The sequence below is a fragment of the Pseudonocardia sp. genome (assembly GCF_025965585.1).
Classification (GTDB): domain Bacteria; phylum Actinomycetota; class Actinomycetes; order Mycobacteriales; family Pseudonocardiaceae; genus Pseudonocardia.
This window is the reverse complement of the sequence record NZ_JAOPWR010000080.1, coordinates 1-14,768: the sequence shown is the minus strand read 5'-3', so window position 1 is coordinate 14,768 and position 14,768 is coordinate 1. Positions and strand designations below refer to the sequence as shown.

At 73.0% G+C, this 14,768-nt stretch carries 16 protein-coding genes; 7 read left to right on the top strand and 9 right to left on the bottom strand.

All coding sequences use genetic code 11. The annotated features are described in order from the left end of the window. Positions 1-108 precede the first annotated feature (108 nt). On the top strand, positions 109-786 hold the full coding sequence (locus JWR81_RS05245; RefSeq protein WP_297647253.1) for a hypothetical protein: 678 nt from the start codon (positions 109-111) through the stop codon (positions 784-786). A 9-nt stretch (positions 787-795) separates the two neighbouring features. Here JWR81_RS05245 and zwf read toward each other — a convergent pair whose 3' ends face one another. Beyond that, positions 796-2,295: a glucose-6-phosphate dehydrogenase gene (gene zwf, locus JWR81_RS05240; RefSeq protein ID WP_297647250.1), complete on the bottom strand. Its 1,500-nt coding sequence runs from the start codon at positions 2,293-2,295 to the stop codon at positions 796-798. Between the two features lie 274 nt (positions 2,296-2,569). Here zwf and JWR81_RS05235 point away from each other — a divergent pair, with 274 nt between their 5' ends. Together JWR81_RS05235 and JWR81_RS05230 are read left to right on the top strand one after the other, a co-directional pair. After that, entirely contained in the window at positions 2,570-3,361 is a 792-nt protein-coding gene (locus JWR81_RS05235; protein ID WP_297647247.1) for a SigB/SigF/SigG family RNA polymerase sigma factor, read from the top strand. A 128-nt stretch (positions 3,362-3,489) separates the two neighbouring features. Then, positions 3,490-4,188: an ANTAR domain-containing protein gene (locus JWR81_RS05230; RefSeq protein WP_297647243.1), complete on the top strand. Its 699-nt coding sequence runs from the start codon at positions 3,490-3,492 to the stop codon at positions 4,186-4,188. Positions 4,189-4,326: 138 nt separating this feature from the next. Here JWR81_RS05230 and JWR81_RS05225 read toward each other — a convergent pair whose 3' ends face one another. From JWR81_RS05225 to JWR81_RS05205, 5 genes are read right to left on the bottom strand one after another with little or no spacing between them, the layout of a single operon-like run. After that, complete coding sequence (locus JWR81_RS05225) at positions 4,327-4,539, bottom strand: hypothetical protein (protein ID WP_297647240.1); 213 nt, start codon at positions 4,537-4,539, stop codon at positions 4,327-4,329. A 35-nt stretch (positions 4,540-4,574) separates the two neighbouring features. Beyond that, entirely contained in the window at positions 4,575-5,723 is a 1,149-nt protein-coding gene (locus JWR81_RS05220) for an acyl-CoA dehydrogenase family protein (RefSeq protein ID WP_297647237.1), read from the bottom strand. Positions 5,724-5,731: 8 nt separating this feature from the next. Next, complete coding sequence (locus tag JWR81_RS05215) at positions 5,732-7,336, bottom strand: AMP-binding protein (RefSeq protein ID WP_297647234.1); 1,605 nt, start codon at positions 7,334-7,336, stop codon at positions 5,732-5,734. Beyond that, positions 7,333-8,319, bottom strand: a complete 987-nt coding sequence (locus JWR81_RS05210) for an LLM class flavin-dependent oxidoreductase (protein ID WP_297647231.1) — start codon at positions 8,317-8,319, stop codon at positions 7,333-7,335. The genes JWR81_RS05215 and JWR81_RS05210 overlap by 4 nt, the downstream gene beginning before the upstream one ends. Continuing rightward, positions 8,312-9,100: an enoyl-CoA hydratase/isomerase family protein gene (locus JWR81_RS05205; protein WP_297647228.1), complete on the bottom strand. Its 789-nt coding sequence runs from the start codon at positions 9,098-9,100 to the stop codon at positions 8,312-8,314. The genes JWR81_RS05210 and JWR81_RS05205 overlap by 8 nt, the downstream gene beginning before the upstream one ends. A 123-nt stretch (positions 9,101-9,223) precedes the next feature. Here JWR81_RS05205 and JWR81_RS05200 point away from each other — a divergent pair, with 123 nt between their 5' ends. Beyond that, the gene (locus JWR81_RS05200) at positions 9,224-9,967 is read left to right on the top strand and encodes a PaaX family transcriptional regulator C-terminal domain-containing protein (protein WP_297647225.1); all 744 of its coding nucleotides are present in this window, start codon (positions 9,224-9,226) and stop codon (positions 9,965-9,967) included. A 345-nt stretch (positions 9,968-10,312) separates the two neighbouring features. Beyond that, the gene (locus tag JWR81_RS05195; protein ID WP_297647224.1) at positions 10,313-11,449 is read left to right on the top strand and encodes an acyl-CoA dehydrogenase; all 1,137 of its coding nucleotides are present in this window, start codon (positions 10,313-10,315) and stop codon (positions 11,447-11,449) included. Positions 11,450-11,452: 3 nt separating this feature from the next. Here the strand turns inward: JWR81_RS05195 and JWR81_RS05190 are convergent, their stop codons facing one another. Beyond that, positions 11,453-12,325: an LLM class F420-dependent oxidoreductase gene (locus JWR81_RS05190; RefSeq protein WP_297647220.1), complete on the bottom strand. Its 873-nt coding sequence runs from the start codon at positions 12,323-12,325 to the stop codon at positions 11,453-11,455. Continuing rightward, on the bottom strand, positions 12,322-12,522 hold the full coding sequence (locus JWR81_RS05185; RefSeq protein WP_297647217.1) for a hypothetical protein: 201 nt from the start codon (positions 12,520-12,522) through the stop codon (positions 12,322-12,324). Before JWR81_RS05185 ends, JWR81_RS05190 begins: the two co-directional genes overlap by 4 nt. Positions 12,523-12,615: 93 nt before the next feature. On the opposite strand from JWR81_RS05185, the gene JWR81_RS05180 reads away from it, so the two are divergent. Both JWR81_RS05180 and JWR81_RS05175 read left to right on the top strand, forming a co-directional pair. Beyond that, complete coding sequence (locus JWR81_RS05180) at positions 12,616-13,212, top strand: TetR/AcrR family transcriptional regulator (protein WP_297647214.1); 597 nt, start codon at positions 12,616-12,618, stop codon at positions 13,210-13,212. A gap of 77 nt (positions 13,213-13,289) precedes the next feature. Continuing rightward, on the top strand, positions 13,290-14,507 hold the full coding sequence (locus tag JWR81_RS05175; protein ID WP_297647211.1) for a cytochrome P450: 1,218 nt from the start codon (positions 13,290-13,292) through the stop codon (positions 14,505-14,507). Positions 14,508-14,572: 65 nt separating this feature from the next. Here the strand turns inward: JWR81_RS05175 and JWR81_RS05170 are convergent. Further along, a partial coding sequence (locus JWR81_RS05170) for a ferritin-like domain-containing protein (protein ID WP_297647207.1) occupies positions 14,573-14,768 on the bottom strand: 196 nt, incomplete at its 5' end.

Genomic DNA, 14,768 nt, shown 5'->3' with positions numbered 1-14,768 from the left:
GCCCGGTGCGGACCTGCTCGACCAGCAGCCGGTCCTCACCACGACCGGAGGCACCGGTCGGACCAGACCGAGGTACGCCGCCGGGCGGGGGTGGCCTTTACTGGTCACGTGCCCGGCCGCCAGGACCCGCCACCCGCCGCGGACGAACCACAGCCGGGCCTCGGTCACCGGATCGAGAAGGTGCTGCGGGCGGCGCAGCGGGAGGCCGACGAGATCCGGGAGAACGCCGAGCTGGACGCCGACGCGCTGCTCTCGCGCGCCCGGGCCGAGGTCGAGGCCGAGGACCTTCGCCGCCACCGGCTATGGGCCGACCGCGAGGCCGCGGTCGGCGAGGCCGAGCGGCAGAGCACCGACGGGCTCGCCGCCGCCCGGCAGCAGGCGGCGGAGCTGCTCGCCGCCGCAGAACAGGAGGCGCAGTGCATCCGGGGGCACGCCCACAACCGGGCCCACGAGATCCGGACCGCCGCGGAGCAGGCGGCCGAACGGCACCTCCAGCAGGCCCACGCCGAGGTCGAGCGGTTGGGCCGGGTCCGGGACGCCACCCGCGCCGATCTCAACCGGCTGATCCGCGCCCTCAGCGGCATGCGCGACGCGCTGGCCTACGAGCTCGACCCGCGCGCGGCCGCGCCCCGCACCGGTGCCGACCCGATACCGAGGCCACGCGGCCCGGCGTCCCCACCGGGCCCGTCGGACAACGGGGCGAGCCCGGGGAGGCCGGGGCTGGGCAACGACCCAGGCGACTACCGTCGGTCCCGCGCGGCGGCACCGGACCCCGACACCGGCTGACCGGTCGCCTCAGTCCTTCCTCGACCGCCAGGCCCGCTCGAACGGCAACCGCCAGGCGTTCGGCGCGATGAGCTGGTGGATCGCGTTGGGGCCCCAGGTGCCCGGCGCGTACGACTTGACCGGTGGCTGGTCCTCCAGCAGCGGCGCCGAGCGCTCCCACAGCGACTCGATGCCCTCCGCGGTGGTGAACAGCGTGTGGTCGCCGCGCATCGCGTCGAGGATCAGCCGCTCGTAGGCCTCCAGGACGTCACCTGCCCGGTCGGTCTCCTGCGTGGAGAACTGCATCGACAGCTTCTCCAGCCTCATCCCCGGCCCCGGCCGCTTGCCGTAGTACGACAGCGACACCCGCGAGTCCTCGGCGAGGTCGAAGGTGAGGTGGTCCGGGCCCGACGAGCCGACGCCCGACCCCGGCGGGAACATCGTGCGCGGCGCCTGCCGGAACGCGATCGAGATGATCCGCATCCCCTCGGCCATCCTCTTGCCGGTGCGCAGGTAGAACGGCACGCCGGCCCACCGCCAGTTGTCGATGCCGACCTTCAGCGCGATGAACGTCTCTGTGTCGGAGTCACGCGCGACACCGTCCTCCTCGCGGTAGCCGCCGTACTGGCCCCGCACCACGTCGTCCGGGTTGATCGGCAGCATCGACCGGAAGACCTTGTTCTTCTCCTCGCTGATGGCGCGCGGCTCCAGGGCGGTCGGCGGCTCCATCGCGACGAACGCGAGCACCTGCAGCAGGTGCGTCACCACCATGTCCTTGTAGGCCCCGGTGGACTCGTAGAAGTTGGCCCGCAGGTCGAGCCCGAGCGTCTCGGGGATGTCGATCTGGACGTGGTCGATGAAGTTGCGGTTCCAGATCGGCTCGAAGAGCCCGTTGGCGAAACGGAAGGCGAGGATGTTCTGGGCCGCCTCCTTGCCGAGGAAGTGGTCGATTCGGAAGATCTGCGCCTCGTCGAACGCCTCGTGGACGAAGTCGTTGAGCTTGACCGCGCTGGCGAGGTCGTCGCCGAACGGCTTCTCCATGACGACACGCGCGTTGTCCACCAGGTCGGCCTGGCGCAGCATCGTGATCACCGACTGCGCGGCCTTCGGCGGCACCGAGAGGTAGTGCAGGCGCCGGACGTCCGGGCCGAGCAGCGCCTCGGCGGTCTTCACCGCCGTGGTCAGTCCCTCCGGCCCCGCGCCCTGCGGCACGTAGGTGATCCGCTCCGCGAACCGGCCGAAGGCCTCATCGTCGATCTTGTGGGTGCCGAAGCTGTCGAGCGCCGAGCGGGCCAGCGCCCGGAAATCGTCGCTGGTGATGTCCTCCATGGCCGTGCCGACCACCCTGATGTCGGGCGCCAGCGAGGAGGCCTCCAGGTAGGCGAGGCCGGGCAGGAGCTTGCGCTTGGCGAGGTCGCCCGTGGCCCCGAACAGCACGATGACGTGCGGGGCCAGCGGCTCCAGGTCGTAGCGGTGCGGGCGCGAGCCCGGAGACGGGTAGGCGATGGTCTGCGGACGTGATTCGGCCACCCTGGGACCTCCTGCGGTCACGGATTCAGGTCGCGGTCCACGGGCCCGACAACGGTGCGAGGAACGCCTCGGAACCATACCGAGCCGGCCTCGCCCAGCAGTGCGAACGATTGATTACCCTCGTGTTTCCTGACAGTGCTGCGCCACGTCGCGCAGGCCCGCCCGAACGGGACTATCGTCGAATCCGGTTGACACCACAGCCGCGCAGAACCGGTTCCGGACGCCCATGCACCATCGCGCGTCCGCACGTCTCTCTCGCGGACGGGGTGATCCCATGACCAGCGTTGCCACGCGCACCGACGACGCGCCGCGATCCCACGACGATTACGGCCACCTCACGCCGATGCTCCACGAGTTCGCCGCACTCCCCCGCACCGATCCGCGACGCCGCGTCCTGCGCGACCGGCTGGCCGCCGGGTTCCTGCCCGTCGTGCACCACATAGCCCGGCGCTACCGCGGCCGGGGTGAGCCCGTCGGCGACCTGGAGCAGGTCGGCGCGGTCGGGCTGCTGGGCGCGCTGGAACGCTTCGACCCGGAACGCGGTTCGGACTTCCTCGGGTTCGCGGTGCCCACCATCACCGGGGAGGTGCGCAAGCACTTCCGGGACAGGACCTGGTCGATACGGGTCCCCCGCCGGCTCAAGGACCTCCAGGCCCCGATCAGCGAGGCCGTGACCACGCTCTCGGCGACGCTGGGCCGGGCGCCCCGGCCCAGCGAGATCGCAGTGGAGCTCGGCATCGCGGTCGACGAGGTCGTCGAGGCGCTGGGCGCGCAGCGCGCCTACAGCGCGGACTCGCTCGACGCCCTGGTGCAATCGGGCGACGTGGCGCTCGTCGACCTGCTGGGCCGGGCCGACGAGGCGCTCGCCACGGCGGAGTACCGCGACGAGCTTGGCCGCGCGCTGGACGCCCTCCCGGAGCGGGAGCGCACGATCGTCGTCCTGCGGTTCTTCGGCGACCTCACCCAGACCGAGATCGCCGCGCGGGTCGGCGTCTCGCAGATGCACGTCTCGCGGCTGCTCGGCCGCACGCTCGCGACGCTGCGCGACCGGCTCGGTGCCTACTGACCGGAGCCGACCGACCGGGCCGGGTTAGGCTCGTGGGCCCGCCGACGGTCGACGGGTCCGTCACGGGAGGCGTGTTGTCGGTCAAGGACGTTTCCGAGTTCGAACGCGATGCGTCGACGCCGGGGCCCGTGGCCACCGAGTTCGTCGCGCTGTCCCGCGCGCTGCTCGACGCCACCACGGTCCACGCCGTCCTACAGCGCGTCGCCACGGCCGCGCTGGCGGTCGTCACCGGTGCGGACATGGTCAGCGTGACCCTCCGGACGCCCGACGGGCGGTTCGAGACCCCCGTCGAGACCTTGCCGCTCGCCGTCCAGCTCGACGAGCTGCAGTACCGGTTCGACGAGGGCCCGTGCGTGGAGGCCACCCGCACGCCCGGCCCGGGTCTCATCAGCTCGTGCGATCTCGCGGCGGGCACCGACTTCCCGCTCTGGGGCCCGGCCGCGGCCGCCGCCGGCGTGGGCAGCGTGCTCGCCGTGGGCCTGTTCCCCGATGGCGGCTCGCCGCGCCTGGGCGCGCTGAACTTCTACTCGTTCACCACCACCGGCCTCGACGACGGAGACCGCGACATCGCGATGGTGCTGGCCGCCCACGCCTCCACGGCGCTGGCGGCCACGCGTGCGAGCACCACTCACGAGATCCGCGCGGCCCAGCTGCAGGAGGCGTTGCGCAGCCGCGACGTCATCGGCCAGGCCAAGGGCATCCTCATGGAGCGCCGCGGGATCACCGCGGAGGAGGCGTTCGACGTGCTGCGCGCGGCGTCCCAGTCGCTGAACGTGAAGCTCGCGAAGGTGGCCGAGACCCTCGCCACCCGGCGCGCCGAGATCTAGGCGGGCTCAGCGCTCCTCGTCGGCCTCACTCCCCGGGCCACCCCCCGGGGGACCATGACCGGCCAGTGGGCTGAGGCCACCGGGGGGTCGTGCGATGCCCATCGCGGTGATCCACGTGCACGTCTCGGCGGCCGTGGATCACCGCCTCCCACCGCGCGCCGACCACCGGCGGGTCGCGGGGGCCCAGGCGAAGTCCTTGCGCACCACCGGGTCCTGCAGGGCGGGGGTGTTGGTGACGGCCAGGACGAACCCGGGACGGGCGTAGACCGAGCGCCGCAGGGTCACCAGCTCGTCGTGACCGTCTCCGTGTATCTCCGCGTGGTGGAACAGGAACTCCACGCGGCGGAGCACGGTCGCGTCGTCAGGGGCGCTGACGCCGGGTGCGTTCAGGGCGTGGTCGCCCGGCGTCCCGCCTTCTGCCGGGCGATCACCAGCTTCATGATCTGCGCCGTGCCGTCGCCGATCTGCAGGCCGAGCACATCGCGCAGGCGCTGCTCGTAGGGCATGGCCGTGGAGTAGGCGCCGTGGCCGTTGACCAACAGGCAGGTCTGCACCACCTCGAATGCGAGCTTCGGGCCCCACCACTTGCACATGGCAGCCTCGGTGGTGTGCGGCAGGCCCTGGTCCTTGAGCCACAGCGTCTGCAGGCACATCAGCCGGCAGGCGTGCACGTGGGTCTCGGCCTCGGCCAGCGGGAACGAGACGCCCTGGTGTGCGGTGAGCGGCGAGCCGAAGCTCGTGCGCTCCGCGGCGGAGGCCCAGGTCTCCTCCAGCGACTGGCGGGCGACGGCGAGGCACTGCAGGCCGATCAGGGCGCGGCTGTAGTCGAAGCCCTGCATGACCTGCACGAACCCCTCCCCTTCGGCGCCGAGCCGGTGCGAGGCCGGCACCCGCACGCCGTCGAGGTGCAGCCAGCCGCGGCCGGTTGCCCTGCCGCCGATGTCCTCGAACACGCCGGAGCGGATGCCCGGGAGGTCGAGCGGGACGAGGAACGCGCTGATCCCCCGGGCCCCCGCCGCACCGGTCCGCGCCCAGACGATGGCGAAGCCGGCCTGGGTGGCGAACGTGGTGGAGGTCTTCTCCCCGTCGAGGACGTAGGCGTCGCCGTCCCGCCGGGCACGCAGGACGAGGTTGGCCGCGTCGGAGCCTCCGCCGGGCTCGGTGAGGGCGATCGCCGGGAGGATCTCGCCCGCGACCATCCCCGCGAGCCAGGGCCCGACGACGGACGTGTCGCCGTGTCGCGCCAGGACGGTGGCCGCGAGCGAGACGGTGACCGAGAGCTGGCCGACGTTGTAGTCCGACTCGCACAGCGCCTCCAGCACGAGCCCGGCGCTGAGGCAGTCGAGCCCGAGCCCGCCGTGCACCTGCGGCACCTCGACGCCGAAGAACCCCAGCTCCCCCATCTCGCGCAGGGTCGCCCGGTCGAACGCGCCCTCGCGCTCGCGCTGCCGGTAGAAGGGCGCGAGGCGCTTGCGGCCGAACTCCCGGGCCACCTCCACCAGGGCGTCCTGGTCGGGGGTGGTCGCGAAGCTCATGGGCCCTTTCACGAGAACCGCTTGCGCAGCACGAACTTCTGCACCTTCCCCGTGGCCGTGACGGGCCACTCGGTGACGGTCTCGATCCGCTCGGGCGCCTTCCAGACGGCCAGCTTCCGCTCGCCGGTCAGGTAGGCCCGCAGCTCGTCGACGGTGAGGACGTCGGTGCCGCTCGGTTCGATCACCGCGCAGGCCCGCTCCCCCACGATCGGGTCCGGCAGGCCGATGACGGCGACGTTGGCCACCGCGGGGTGGGCCAGCAGGGCCTCCTCCACCTCGCGGGCGCTGATGTTGAACCCGCCGCGGATGATGATGTCCTTGATCCGGCCCGTCACGCGCAGGTAGCCGCGGTCGTCCAGCCGGCCGAGGTCCCCGGTGCGCCACCAGCCCTCGTCGTCGATGGCGGTCGCGGTGAGGTCGGGCCGGTTCCAGTACTCCAGCAGCCGTCCTGGCCCGCGGTAGCGGATCTCGCCGTCGGCGCCGGTGGGCGCGGTCTCCCCGTCGTCGCCGACGATGCGGATCTCGACGCCGGGTACCGGTCCGCCGTCGGACGACGCCACGCGGTCCACCGGGTCCTCCGGTCGGCACACCGTGGCCATCATGACCTCGCTGGACCCGTAGGCGCTGACCACGCGGCAACCGCTGAACCGGCTCGCGGCGTCCTCCACCAGCGCGGCGGCGATGGGTGCCCCGGCCGTGAGCCAGAACCGCAGCCGCGACACGTCGTGCGCGACCGGGTCGAAGGCGTCGAGCATCATCCGGATGAACGGGGCCGGGCTCGCGGTGCCGGTGCAGCCGTGCTCGGCGATGCGCTCCAGCGCGGTCCTCGGATCGAACACGTCGAGCAGGTGCACCGCCGCGCCGGCGAGCGTCGGGGCCATCACGCCCAGCGTCAGGCCGAGGGCGTGGGTGACCGGTGAGGGCATGAACATCACGTCGTCGCGCGTCATGCCGAGCGCGGCGACGGCCTGCTTCGGCAGGAACGAGCTGGTGTTCCAGGTGTGCAGGCAGCCCTTGGGCCGGGACTCGGTGCCGGAGCTGTAGAGGATCAGGTGGGGGTCGTCGGCCGAGGGCATCGGCGGCAGCAGGGATCGGTCGGACCCTCCGGCCACCAGGTCTCCGAGGGCCAGCGCCCCGTCGCCGACCTCCCCGCGCACGACGATGCGCAGCAGCGGGCCGTCGCCGGCGATCTCGGCCGCCATCGCGCCGTGGTCGAACCGGCGGAACTCCCCGCACGTCACCAGCGCAACCGCACCGGAGTTCTCGACGATGAAGCCGACCTCACCGGCCCGGTAGACCGTGACGACCGGGATCATCACCACGCCGAGGCGCGCACACGCGGCGTAGACGACGAAGTACTCGTTCCAGTTGGGGAGCTGCACGGCCACCCGGTCACCGGGCGCCACACCGCGCTCGGCCAGCGCGGCGGCCAGGTTCCAGGCCTGCTCGCGGAACGCGCCCCAGGTCAGTGTGCCCACCCCGTCGGACAGATACGGGCGCGACGGGGCGTCGTCGGCCCAGCGGTCGACGATCGCGGGCAGCGTGTCGTCGTCCCAGTAGCCGGCGGCGCGGTACTCGTCGGAGCGTGCGAGCTGGTCGGACACGGTGGTCATGACGCCTCCTCGGCAACCTTGCGCGGCAGCAGCGCGCGGACCTCGGCCACGGCGTCGATGCCGGCCTCGTCGCTGCCCGCGAAGGGGATGAAGTTGAGCGTGGTGGCGCCGGCCTCGACGAACGGCGTGACGCGCTCGGCCACCTGGGCCGGCGTGCCGTGCGGGATCCAGCGCTCGAACGCCGAGAACGGCGTCCGGTAGAGGCCCTCCATGGCCGGGGCCACCCGCGCGCGGGCCTCGGCGCGGTCGGCGCCGAACCCGCACCAGAACGTCATGCCGTGCCGCCAGTCGACGCCGGTGCGCCCCGCGTCCGTGGCGTACCCCTCGACCGCCGTGATCGCCTGCGCGCACCGCGCCGCGCTGGTCCAGATGCCGAGCCACCCGTCGCCGAGCCGACCGGCGCGGCGCAGCGCCGCATCCGACCGCCCCCCGACGATCAGCGGGACGGGCTGCTCCGGCGTGGGCAGCAGGTGCGCGTCGTCGAGCCGGAAGAACTCGCCGTCGTGGGTCACCGCCTCGCCGGCGAGCAGGCGGCGGACGAGCCCGAGCGCCTCGTCCATGCGGCGCCCGCGGGTGCGGGGATCGACGCCGCAGGCCTCGACCTCGCGCCGGTCGTCGCCGGCGATCCCGAGGCCGAGCGACAGCCGGCCCGGGGCGAGCTGCGCGACGGTCAGGATCTGCCGCGCGACGAGCATCGGATGCCGCAGCACCATCAGGTAGACGGCCAGGTAGACGTCGAGGTCGGCGTCGAGGTGGGCGGCGGCGGTCACCACCGAGGCCGCGTCGGTCAGGCCGTCGTTGCCCACACCGCCCTGGAACATGACGTGGTCGCCGACCATCACGTGGTCGATGCCCCCGGCGGTCATCCGCCCGAAGAGCTTCGCCCGGTGGGCGAGCAGCGCCCGGCCGGTGCGCGCCGGCCCCTCGACCCAGTGCTCGGGCATGAGGTTGACGCCGACCCGGACCACGCGCGCCTCACCCACGACCGACGCCCTCGCGGCGCTCCAGGAACGCCTCCTTGCGCTCCACGATCTCCGGGTCGGCCATGATCGAGTAGCTGTTGAGGCACTCGATGCGCAGCTGGTCGTCGAGCGGGCGGCCGGCGACGTCGAGGATGGTCTCCTTGGCCGACTCCACGGCGGTCCGCGGGTGGCGCAGGATCTTCGCGGCCATGTCCTCGACGGTCGCCATCAGGTCGGCGCGCGGAACGAGCCGGTTGACGAGGTGGCACTCCAGCGCCCGCCGGGCGGAGATCGGCTCCCCCATCAGCTCCAGCTCCATCGCGATGCCGACGCCGCAGGTGTTGACGAGCCGGACGATGCCGCCGTCGCCGAAGTGCATGCCACGCTGCATGTGGAAGAAGCCGAAGGAGACGTCGTCGGCGGCCACCCGGATGTCGCAGGCCAGGGCGAGCTCGATGCCGCCGCCGATGACCCAGCCGTTGAGCGCGGCGATGATCGGCTTGTTCGTCCGGATCTCCCGGGTGATGCCCCCGGCGAACCCGTGGCCGAGGGCCCTGCGGCCGAGGTCCGGGCCGCCCTCGAGCCAGCCGTCGACGTGGGTGGCGAGGTCGGCGCCGGCGCAGAAGGCCTTGTCCCCGGTGCCGGTCAGGATCGCCAGGCGCACCTCGGGGTCGTCGCGGAAGGATGTCCACGCCTCGCGGAGCAGGTCGTCGGTCTCGGTGTCGATGGCGTTGCGCTTGTCCGGCCGGTTGAGCGTGATGTACGCGATCTCGCCGCGCTTGTCGTACAGGACCTTCGGCATGGCAGGACACCGCTCCCGTCTTCCTCGTCAACGCTTGATACAGCGCTGCATCAGGCGATGCTTGACCGTATCATCCTTGTCGTGATCCACACCACAGTCGATTCCGCCGCGTAGGGTCCGCCCGTGCAGGACCGCCATCTGCCCACCATCACGCCTCTCACCGCCCGGTCGGTGGCGATCAGCGCGCTGCTCGGCTACCACCCGCCCGCGCTGCCGGTGAGTGAGCTCGTGAAGGTCGGCGGGCTGTTCGGCATCGCGGAGCGGACCACGCGGGTCGCACTGACCCGCATGGCCGCCGACGGCGACGTCGTCGCCGACAACGGGGTGTACCGGCTCACCGAGCGCCTGGTCCGGCGCCAGGCGCGGCAAGAGGAGGGCAGCTCACCGCAGGCGAGGGACTGGGACGGTGGCTGGGAGATGGCCGTCGTGACGGCCGCGGCACGACAGCTTCCCGAACGGGTCGCCCTGCGCCGGAGCATGGCCGGGTTGCGGCTGGCCGAGCTGCGGGAGGGCGTGTGGCTGCGGCCCGACAACCTGCTGCGCTCCCCCGGCGAGACCGTCGCCGGCCAGTGCACGTTCTTCACCTCCCGCCACCCCGACCCCGAGAAGCTCGTCGCGACGCTCTGGGACCTGCCCGCCTGGGCGAAGGAGGCGCGGCGGCTCTGCGCGGCGTTCGACGAGGTGGAGGGCCTGGCCGCCGGGTTCATGCTGGTCGCCACGGTATTCCGGCACCTGCTCGTGGACCCGTACCTGCCGCCCGAGCTGCTGCCGCTCGACTGGCCGGGCGACGAGCTGCGCCGGCGCCACAGCGCCTTCCGGGCGGACTACGCCCGGCGCCTGCGCGACTACGCCCGCGCGGACACGTGAGCCTCCCCGCGGGCAGCCCGCGTCGGCGCGCAGCCGCTTCATCAGCGCTGCGCCGGGGTCGCACGCGGTGACGCGGCAGGCCGGGCGCTGCGGCGTCGACCCGGCGCCGTACTCCTCGCCGACGTTGAACGGGGTGCCGCCGGTCATGTCCACCAGCGGGCGGACGGTACGGCGGCCTCCGGCGAGCCACGCCCGCGCTCTCTCGCGGTACTCCTGCAGCTGGTCGTCGGGCATCGGCTCTTCCCCGTCATTGCGTGCCGGCTTCGCGTGACCGCCGCTTGCCGCCCGGCCCTTTCCGGTCTTATGGTCGTACGGTCGGACCGATATCGGCAGCAAGGACGGGACATGCGGTTCTCTGCGGAGCAGCAGCAGTTCGCCGCGGCGGTCGCCGCGTTCTGCGACAAGAGGTGCGGCACGCTCGCACAGCGCGACGCCGTCACCGACGGCGGGCGGCTGTCCAACAGCCCGCAGCTGCTGGCCGAGCTCGCGCGGTTGGGCTGGCTGGGCGTCTCGTTCCCGCAGGCGTACGGCGGCGCGGGCGCGGGGTTCGTCGACGAGTGCCTGTTCCTGGAGGAGGCCTTCCGCGGGCTCGCGCCGATCACCGGCTACGCCACCGGTCTCACCGCCGCGCAGACCTATCTGCGCTGGGGCACCGAGGAGCAGAAGCGCACGATCGTCGCCTCGCTCTGCGGGGGCGGCCTGGAGGCCATCGCCCTGAGCGAGCCCGGCGCCGGTTCCGACCTCGGCGGCGTGCGACTGAAGGCCGTGCGCGACGGCGACGCGTTCGTCCTGGACGGCCAGAAGACATGGACGTCGGCGGCGCACGTGGCCACCCACATCCTGCTGCTGGCCCGCACCGACTCGGCCGGCACCAAGCACCAGGGCCTGACGCTGTTCATGATGCCGGCCGACGTCGCCGGACTGGAGATCCGGCCCATCGAGACGATGGAGGCGCACACCGTCAACGACCTGTACCTCACGGGCGTGCGCCTGCCCGCCGACAGCGTGGTCGGGCAGGTCGGCAACGGCTGGAAGCAGCTCATGCGCGGGCTCAACGTCGAGCGCCTGATCATCGCCGCGATGAGCCTCGGCGCCGCCCGGCGCTCGCTGGACGACCTGCTGGCCTACGTGAGGCAGCGCGAGCAGTTCGGCCGCACCATCGGCAGCTTCCAGGCCGTCCGCCACCGCATCGCCGACCTGGCCACCGAGATCGCGTACTGCAAGGCCTTCGTCTACGACGTCGCCGACCGGATCGACGCCGGCGAGGAGGACGCCATCGACCGCGAGGGCGCGATGGCGAAGCTCAAGTGCACCGAGGTCGCCAAGCACACGGCGCTGGAGGCCATGCAGCTGATGGGCGGGTACGGCTACGCCCGCGAGTACGGCATGGAGGGGCAGGTGCGCCGGGCGCTGGCCCCGCCGATCTACGGCGGTGCCAACGAGATCCAGCGGGAGATCATCGGCAAGAGCCTGGGGCTCTGACCCTCACATCGCCGCGGCGGCCGGGATGACCTCGCGGGCGAAGAGCTCCATCCGCTCGGGCTCCCAGACCCGCGGCAGCTTGCCCTGCACCGCCTGGACGCCCAGGTCGGACAGCCGCTGCAGCGTGGCGAGGAAGGTGTCGACGTTCTCCCCGCGCTCCCCCAGGTCCAGCGGGAGCTGTGCGGTCTTCTCGATCGCGTCGTAGGCGCGCCCCTCGGCCGCGCAGTGGGCGCGCAGCACGTCGAGCTTGCGCTCGATCTCCGGGCCGGCGAAGAGGTTGCAGGCGTCGGCGTACTGCGCCACCAGTCGCAGCGTCTTCTTCTCCCCGCCGCCCCCGATGAGGATGCGGGGACGCGGGTCCTGCAGCGGCTGGGGCACGTTGAGCGTGCGCTCCAGGCGGTAGTGCTCGCCGTGGAACGGCCCGTCGTCGGGCCCCCACATCTGCAGGCAGATCCGCAGCGTCTCCTCCAGCCGCTCGAACCGCTCGGCCAGCGGCGGGAACGGCAGGCCCAGCCCGACGGCCTCCGCCTCGTTCCACGCCGCGCCGATGCCCAGCCACGCGCGTCCGCCGGAGAGGACGTCGAGCGTGCTGACCAGCTTCGCGAGCATCCCCGGCTCGCGATAGGTCACCGCCGTGACCCACGCCAGCAGCTCCACCCGCGAGGTGCGCGCGGCGATGTAGCCCAGCGTCGTGTACGCCTCGAGCATCTCGTGCTCGGGCGGGCCGTGGACCGAGATCTGCCAGACGTGGTCCATCACGCTGACCCGCGCGAAGCCCGCCTCCTCGGCGGCCGTGACCACCCTCGTCAGGTCGTCCGCGAGGCCCGTGGGCCCGTCGGGGTAGGTGAAGTCCGCGATGTGCAGGCCGATCCTCATGGTGTGCTTCCGTTCTCGTGCGTACGCGCGGCTCGCGGCGCCGCCGCCCACCACGCCAGGTCCGCGGCCGGCATGTCGAGCCGGGGATCGAGTGAGGCGAAGTGGCCGGGGTCGACCACGTCGGACTGCATGACCGGCCGCATCAGGTCGGGCAGGACGTGCACGGCGTGCCGCAGCGACGCGGGAGGGGTCGTCACGGAGCGTCTCCTGGCGGTGCTGGGAGCGGGTGCCGATCACGCTACCGAACGACCACCTCCCCGCAACGCGGTGCGACGGGCCATGCTGTCGGCATGCCCGAGTCGTCCGGTCCCGCCCGCACGCTGCGCGCCGACGCCCGCCGGAACCACGAGCGCATCCTGGACGCGACGCGGGACTCGATCGCCGAGGTCGGCCCCGGGTTCGCCGTGGACGACGTCGCCGCGCGGGCCGGGGTCGCCGTCGCCACCCTCTACCGGCGCTTCGGCAGCCGCCGGGACCTGATCCGCGCCGCGTTCGAGCGCTTCGCCACCGACGAGGTCACCCCGCTCGTCACGGCCGCGGTGCGCGGTCCCGATCCGTGGCAGGGGCTCGTGGACGGCCTGGAGGCCACGGTCCTCGCCCTGGCCGGTAACGCACCGCTCGCGGCGGCGGCCCAGGACGCGGGCGTGGTCGCCGACGCGGTCCGGTTCATGGATCCACTCGGCCAGGCGCTGCGGCGCGCGCAGGAGGGAGGCGCGGCCCGGCCGGACCTCACCCCCGACGACCTCCCGGTGCTCATCGCGATGGTCGTCACGACGATGGTGCAGTACCCCGGGCCGGACGCGGGCCGCGCGTGGCGGCGTTACCTCGCCCTGCTGCTCGACGGCAGCCGGGCCGGCCCGTCGCACCGGCCCCTCCCCCCGATGTGACCCGTCCGCTTTGAAGTGAGAGCCCCTTCTCGTTTATGGTGGTCGAGCAGCGGACCCCAACCCACGCAGGAGTGGCCATGACGACCGAGACGGTCGAGACCCTGCAGCTCCCCTTCGACCGGCCGGGCGTGCTCGACGTCGGCCCGACCTTCGCCCGGCTGCGCGCCCGGCACCCGGTCACCCGCGTCCTGACCCCGGCCGGCGACCCGGCGTGGCTGGTCACCGGCTACGACGAGGCGAAGCAGCTGTTCGGCAGCGACCGGCTCGGCCGCTCGCACCCGCACCCCGAGCGGGCGTCACGGATCTCCGCCTCCGGGTTCATGGGCGGGCCCACCGGGAACTTCGCGACGGAGAAGGCCGACCACAGCCGCATGCGGCGGCTGCTCGTGCCCGCGTTCTCCGCGCGCCGGATGCGGCAGCTCGAGGACGACGTGCAGACGCTCACCGACGACCTGCTCGACCGCATGATCGCCGCCGGCACCGGGGGCACGCCGGTCGACCTGCACGAGCTGCTGTCCGTGCCGCTGCCGATCTACGTGATCTGCCGGCTGCTCGGCGTGCCCTACGCCGACCGCGACCACTTCAAGGACCTCTCCGAGCGCGCCGCCACCATGACCGGCGACGACCCGGTCACCGCCATCGTCGAGCTCATGCAGTACACGGGCCGGCTGGCCGAGGCCAAGCGCGCCGAGCCCGGCGAGGACGTGATCTCCGACCTGGTCGCGGCCCAGCGCGAGGACCCGATGTTCGACGACAACCAGCTCGCGATGATGGTGGCGGGCCTGCTGTTCGCCGGCCACGAGACCACCGTCAACCGGATCAGCATCGGGGTCCTGCTCCTGCTGGAGAACCCGGCCGCCCGGGACGCACTCGTGGCGGACCCGTCCATCGTCTCCCGCGTGGTGGAGGAGGTGCTGCGGCTCGCCGCGCCCGACGGCGTCGGCCTCGCCCGCTACGCCCACGCCGACCTCACCGTCGGCGAGGGCGAGCACCGCGTCACCATCCCGGCGGGAGACGCCGTGATCTTCTCGACGCTCGCGACCAACCGCGACGGCCGCGCGTTCGACCAGCCGGACACCTTCGACGTGGGCCGCGCTCCCAACGCCCACCTCTCGTTCGGCCACGGGGCGCACTTCTGCATCGGCGCGAGCCTCGCCCGCACCGAGCTGAAGGTCGTGCTGGCCGGCCTTTTCGCCCGGCTGCCCGGGCTGCGGCTCGCCGTCGACCCCGCTGAACTGCGCCTGCACACCGAGCGCCTCACCGGAGGGCTCTACGAGCTGCCCGTCACCTGGTGACCACCCCCGGCATCCGCGACGGGCGCCTCCCGGCACGGAGGCACCCGTCGTGCGTGTGCGCCGCGTCAGGCCGTGGCGTCGCGGGCCGCGTCCACCTCGGTCGTGGCGCCCGCCGAGCGCAACGTGCCGTCGGAGTTCTCCAGGTGGGCGCGGACGAACCACTGGTGCTGCTCGAGCTCGCCGGACTGGGCGATGAGCATGTCCTGCGTCACCGGGTCGGGCTCCTCGGTCTCCTGGATGGCCTTCCGGTGGTCGCCGATG

What these genes read in the sequence shown, in the direction of transcription:
- JWR81_RS05235 (WP_297647247.1), top strand. Translation starts at nt 2,570, where the DNA reads ATGACCAGCGTTGCCACGCGCACCGACGACGCGCCGCGATCCCACGAC.
- JWR81_RS05220 (WP_297647237.1), bottom strand. Translation starts at nt 5,723, where the DNA reads ATGAGCTTCGCGACCACCCCCGACCAGGACGCCCTGGTGGAGGTGGCC.
- JWR81_RS05215 (WP_297647234.1), bottom strand. Translation starts at nt 7,336, where the DNA reads ATGACCACCGTGTCCGACCAGCTCGCACGCTCCGACGAGTACCGCGCC.
- JWR81_RS05205 (WP_297647228.1), bottom strand. Translation starts at nt 9,100, where the DNA reads ATGCCGAAGGTCCTGTACGACAAGCGCGGCGAGATCGCGTACATCACG.
- JWR81_RS05195 (WP_297647224.1), top strand. Translation starts at nt 10,313, where the DNA reads ATGCGGTTCTCTGCGGAGCAGCAGCAGTTCGCCGCGGCGGTCGCCGCG.
- JWR81_RS05190 (WP_297647220.1), bottom strand. Translation starts at nt 12,325, where the DNA reads ATGAGGATCGGCCTGCACATCGCGGACTTCACCTACCCCGACGGGCCC.
- JWR81_RS05180 (WP_297647214.1), top strand. Translation starts at nt 12,616, where the DNA reads ATGCCCGAGTCGTCCGGTCCCGCCCGCACGCTGCGCGCCGACGCCCGC.
- JWR81_RS05175 (WP_297647211.1), top strand. Translation starts at nt 13,290, where the DNA reads ATGACGACCGAGACGGTCGAGACCCTGCAGCTCCCCTTCGACCGGCCG.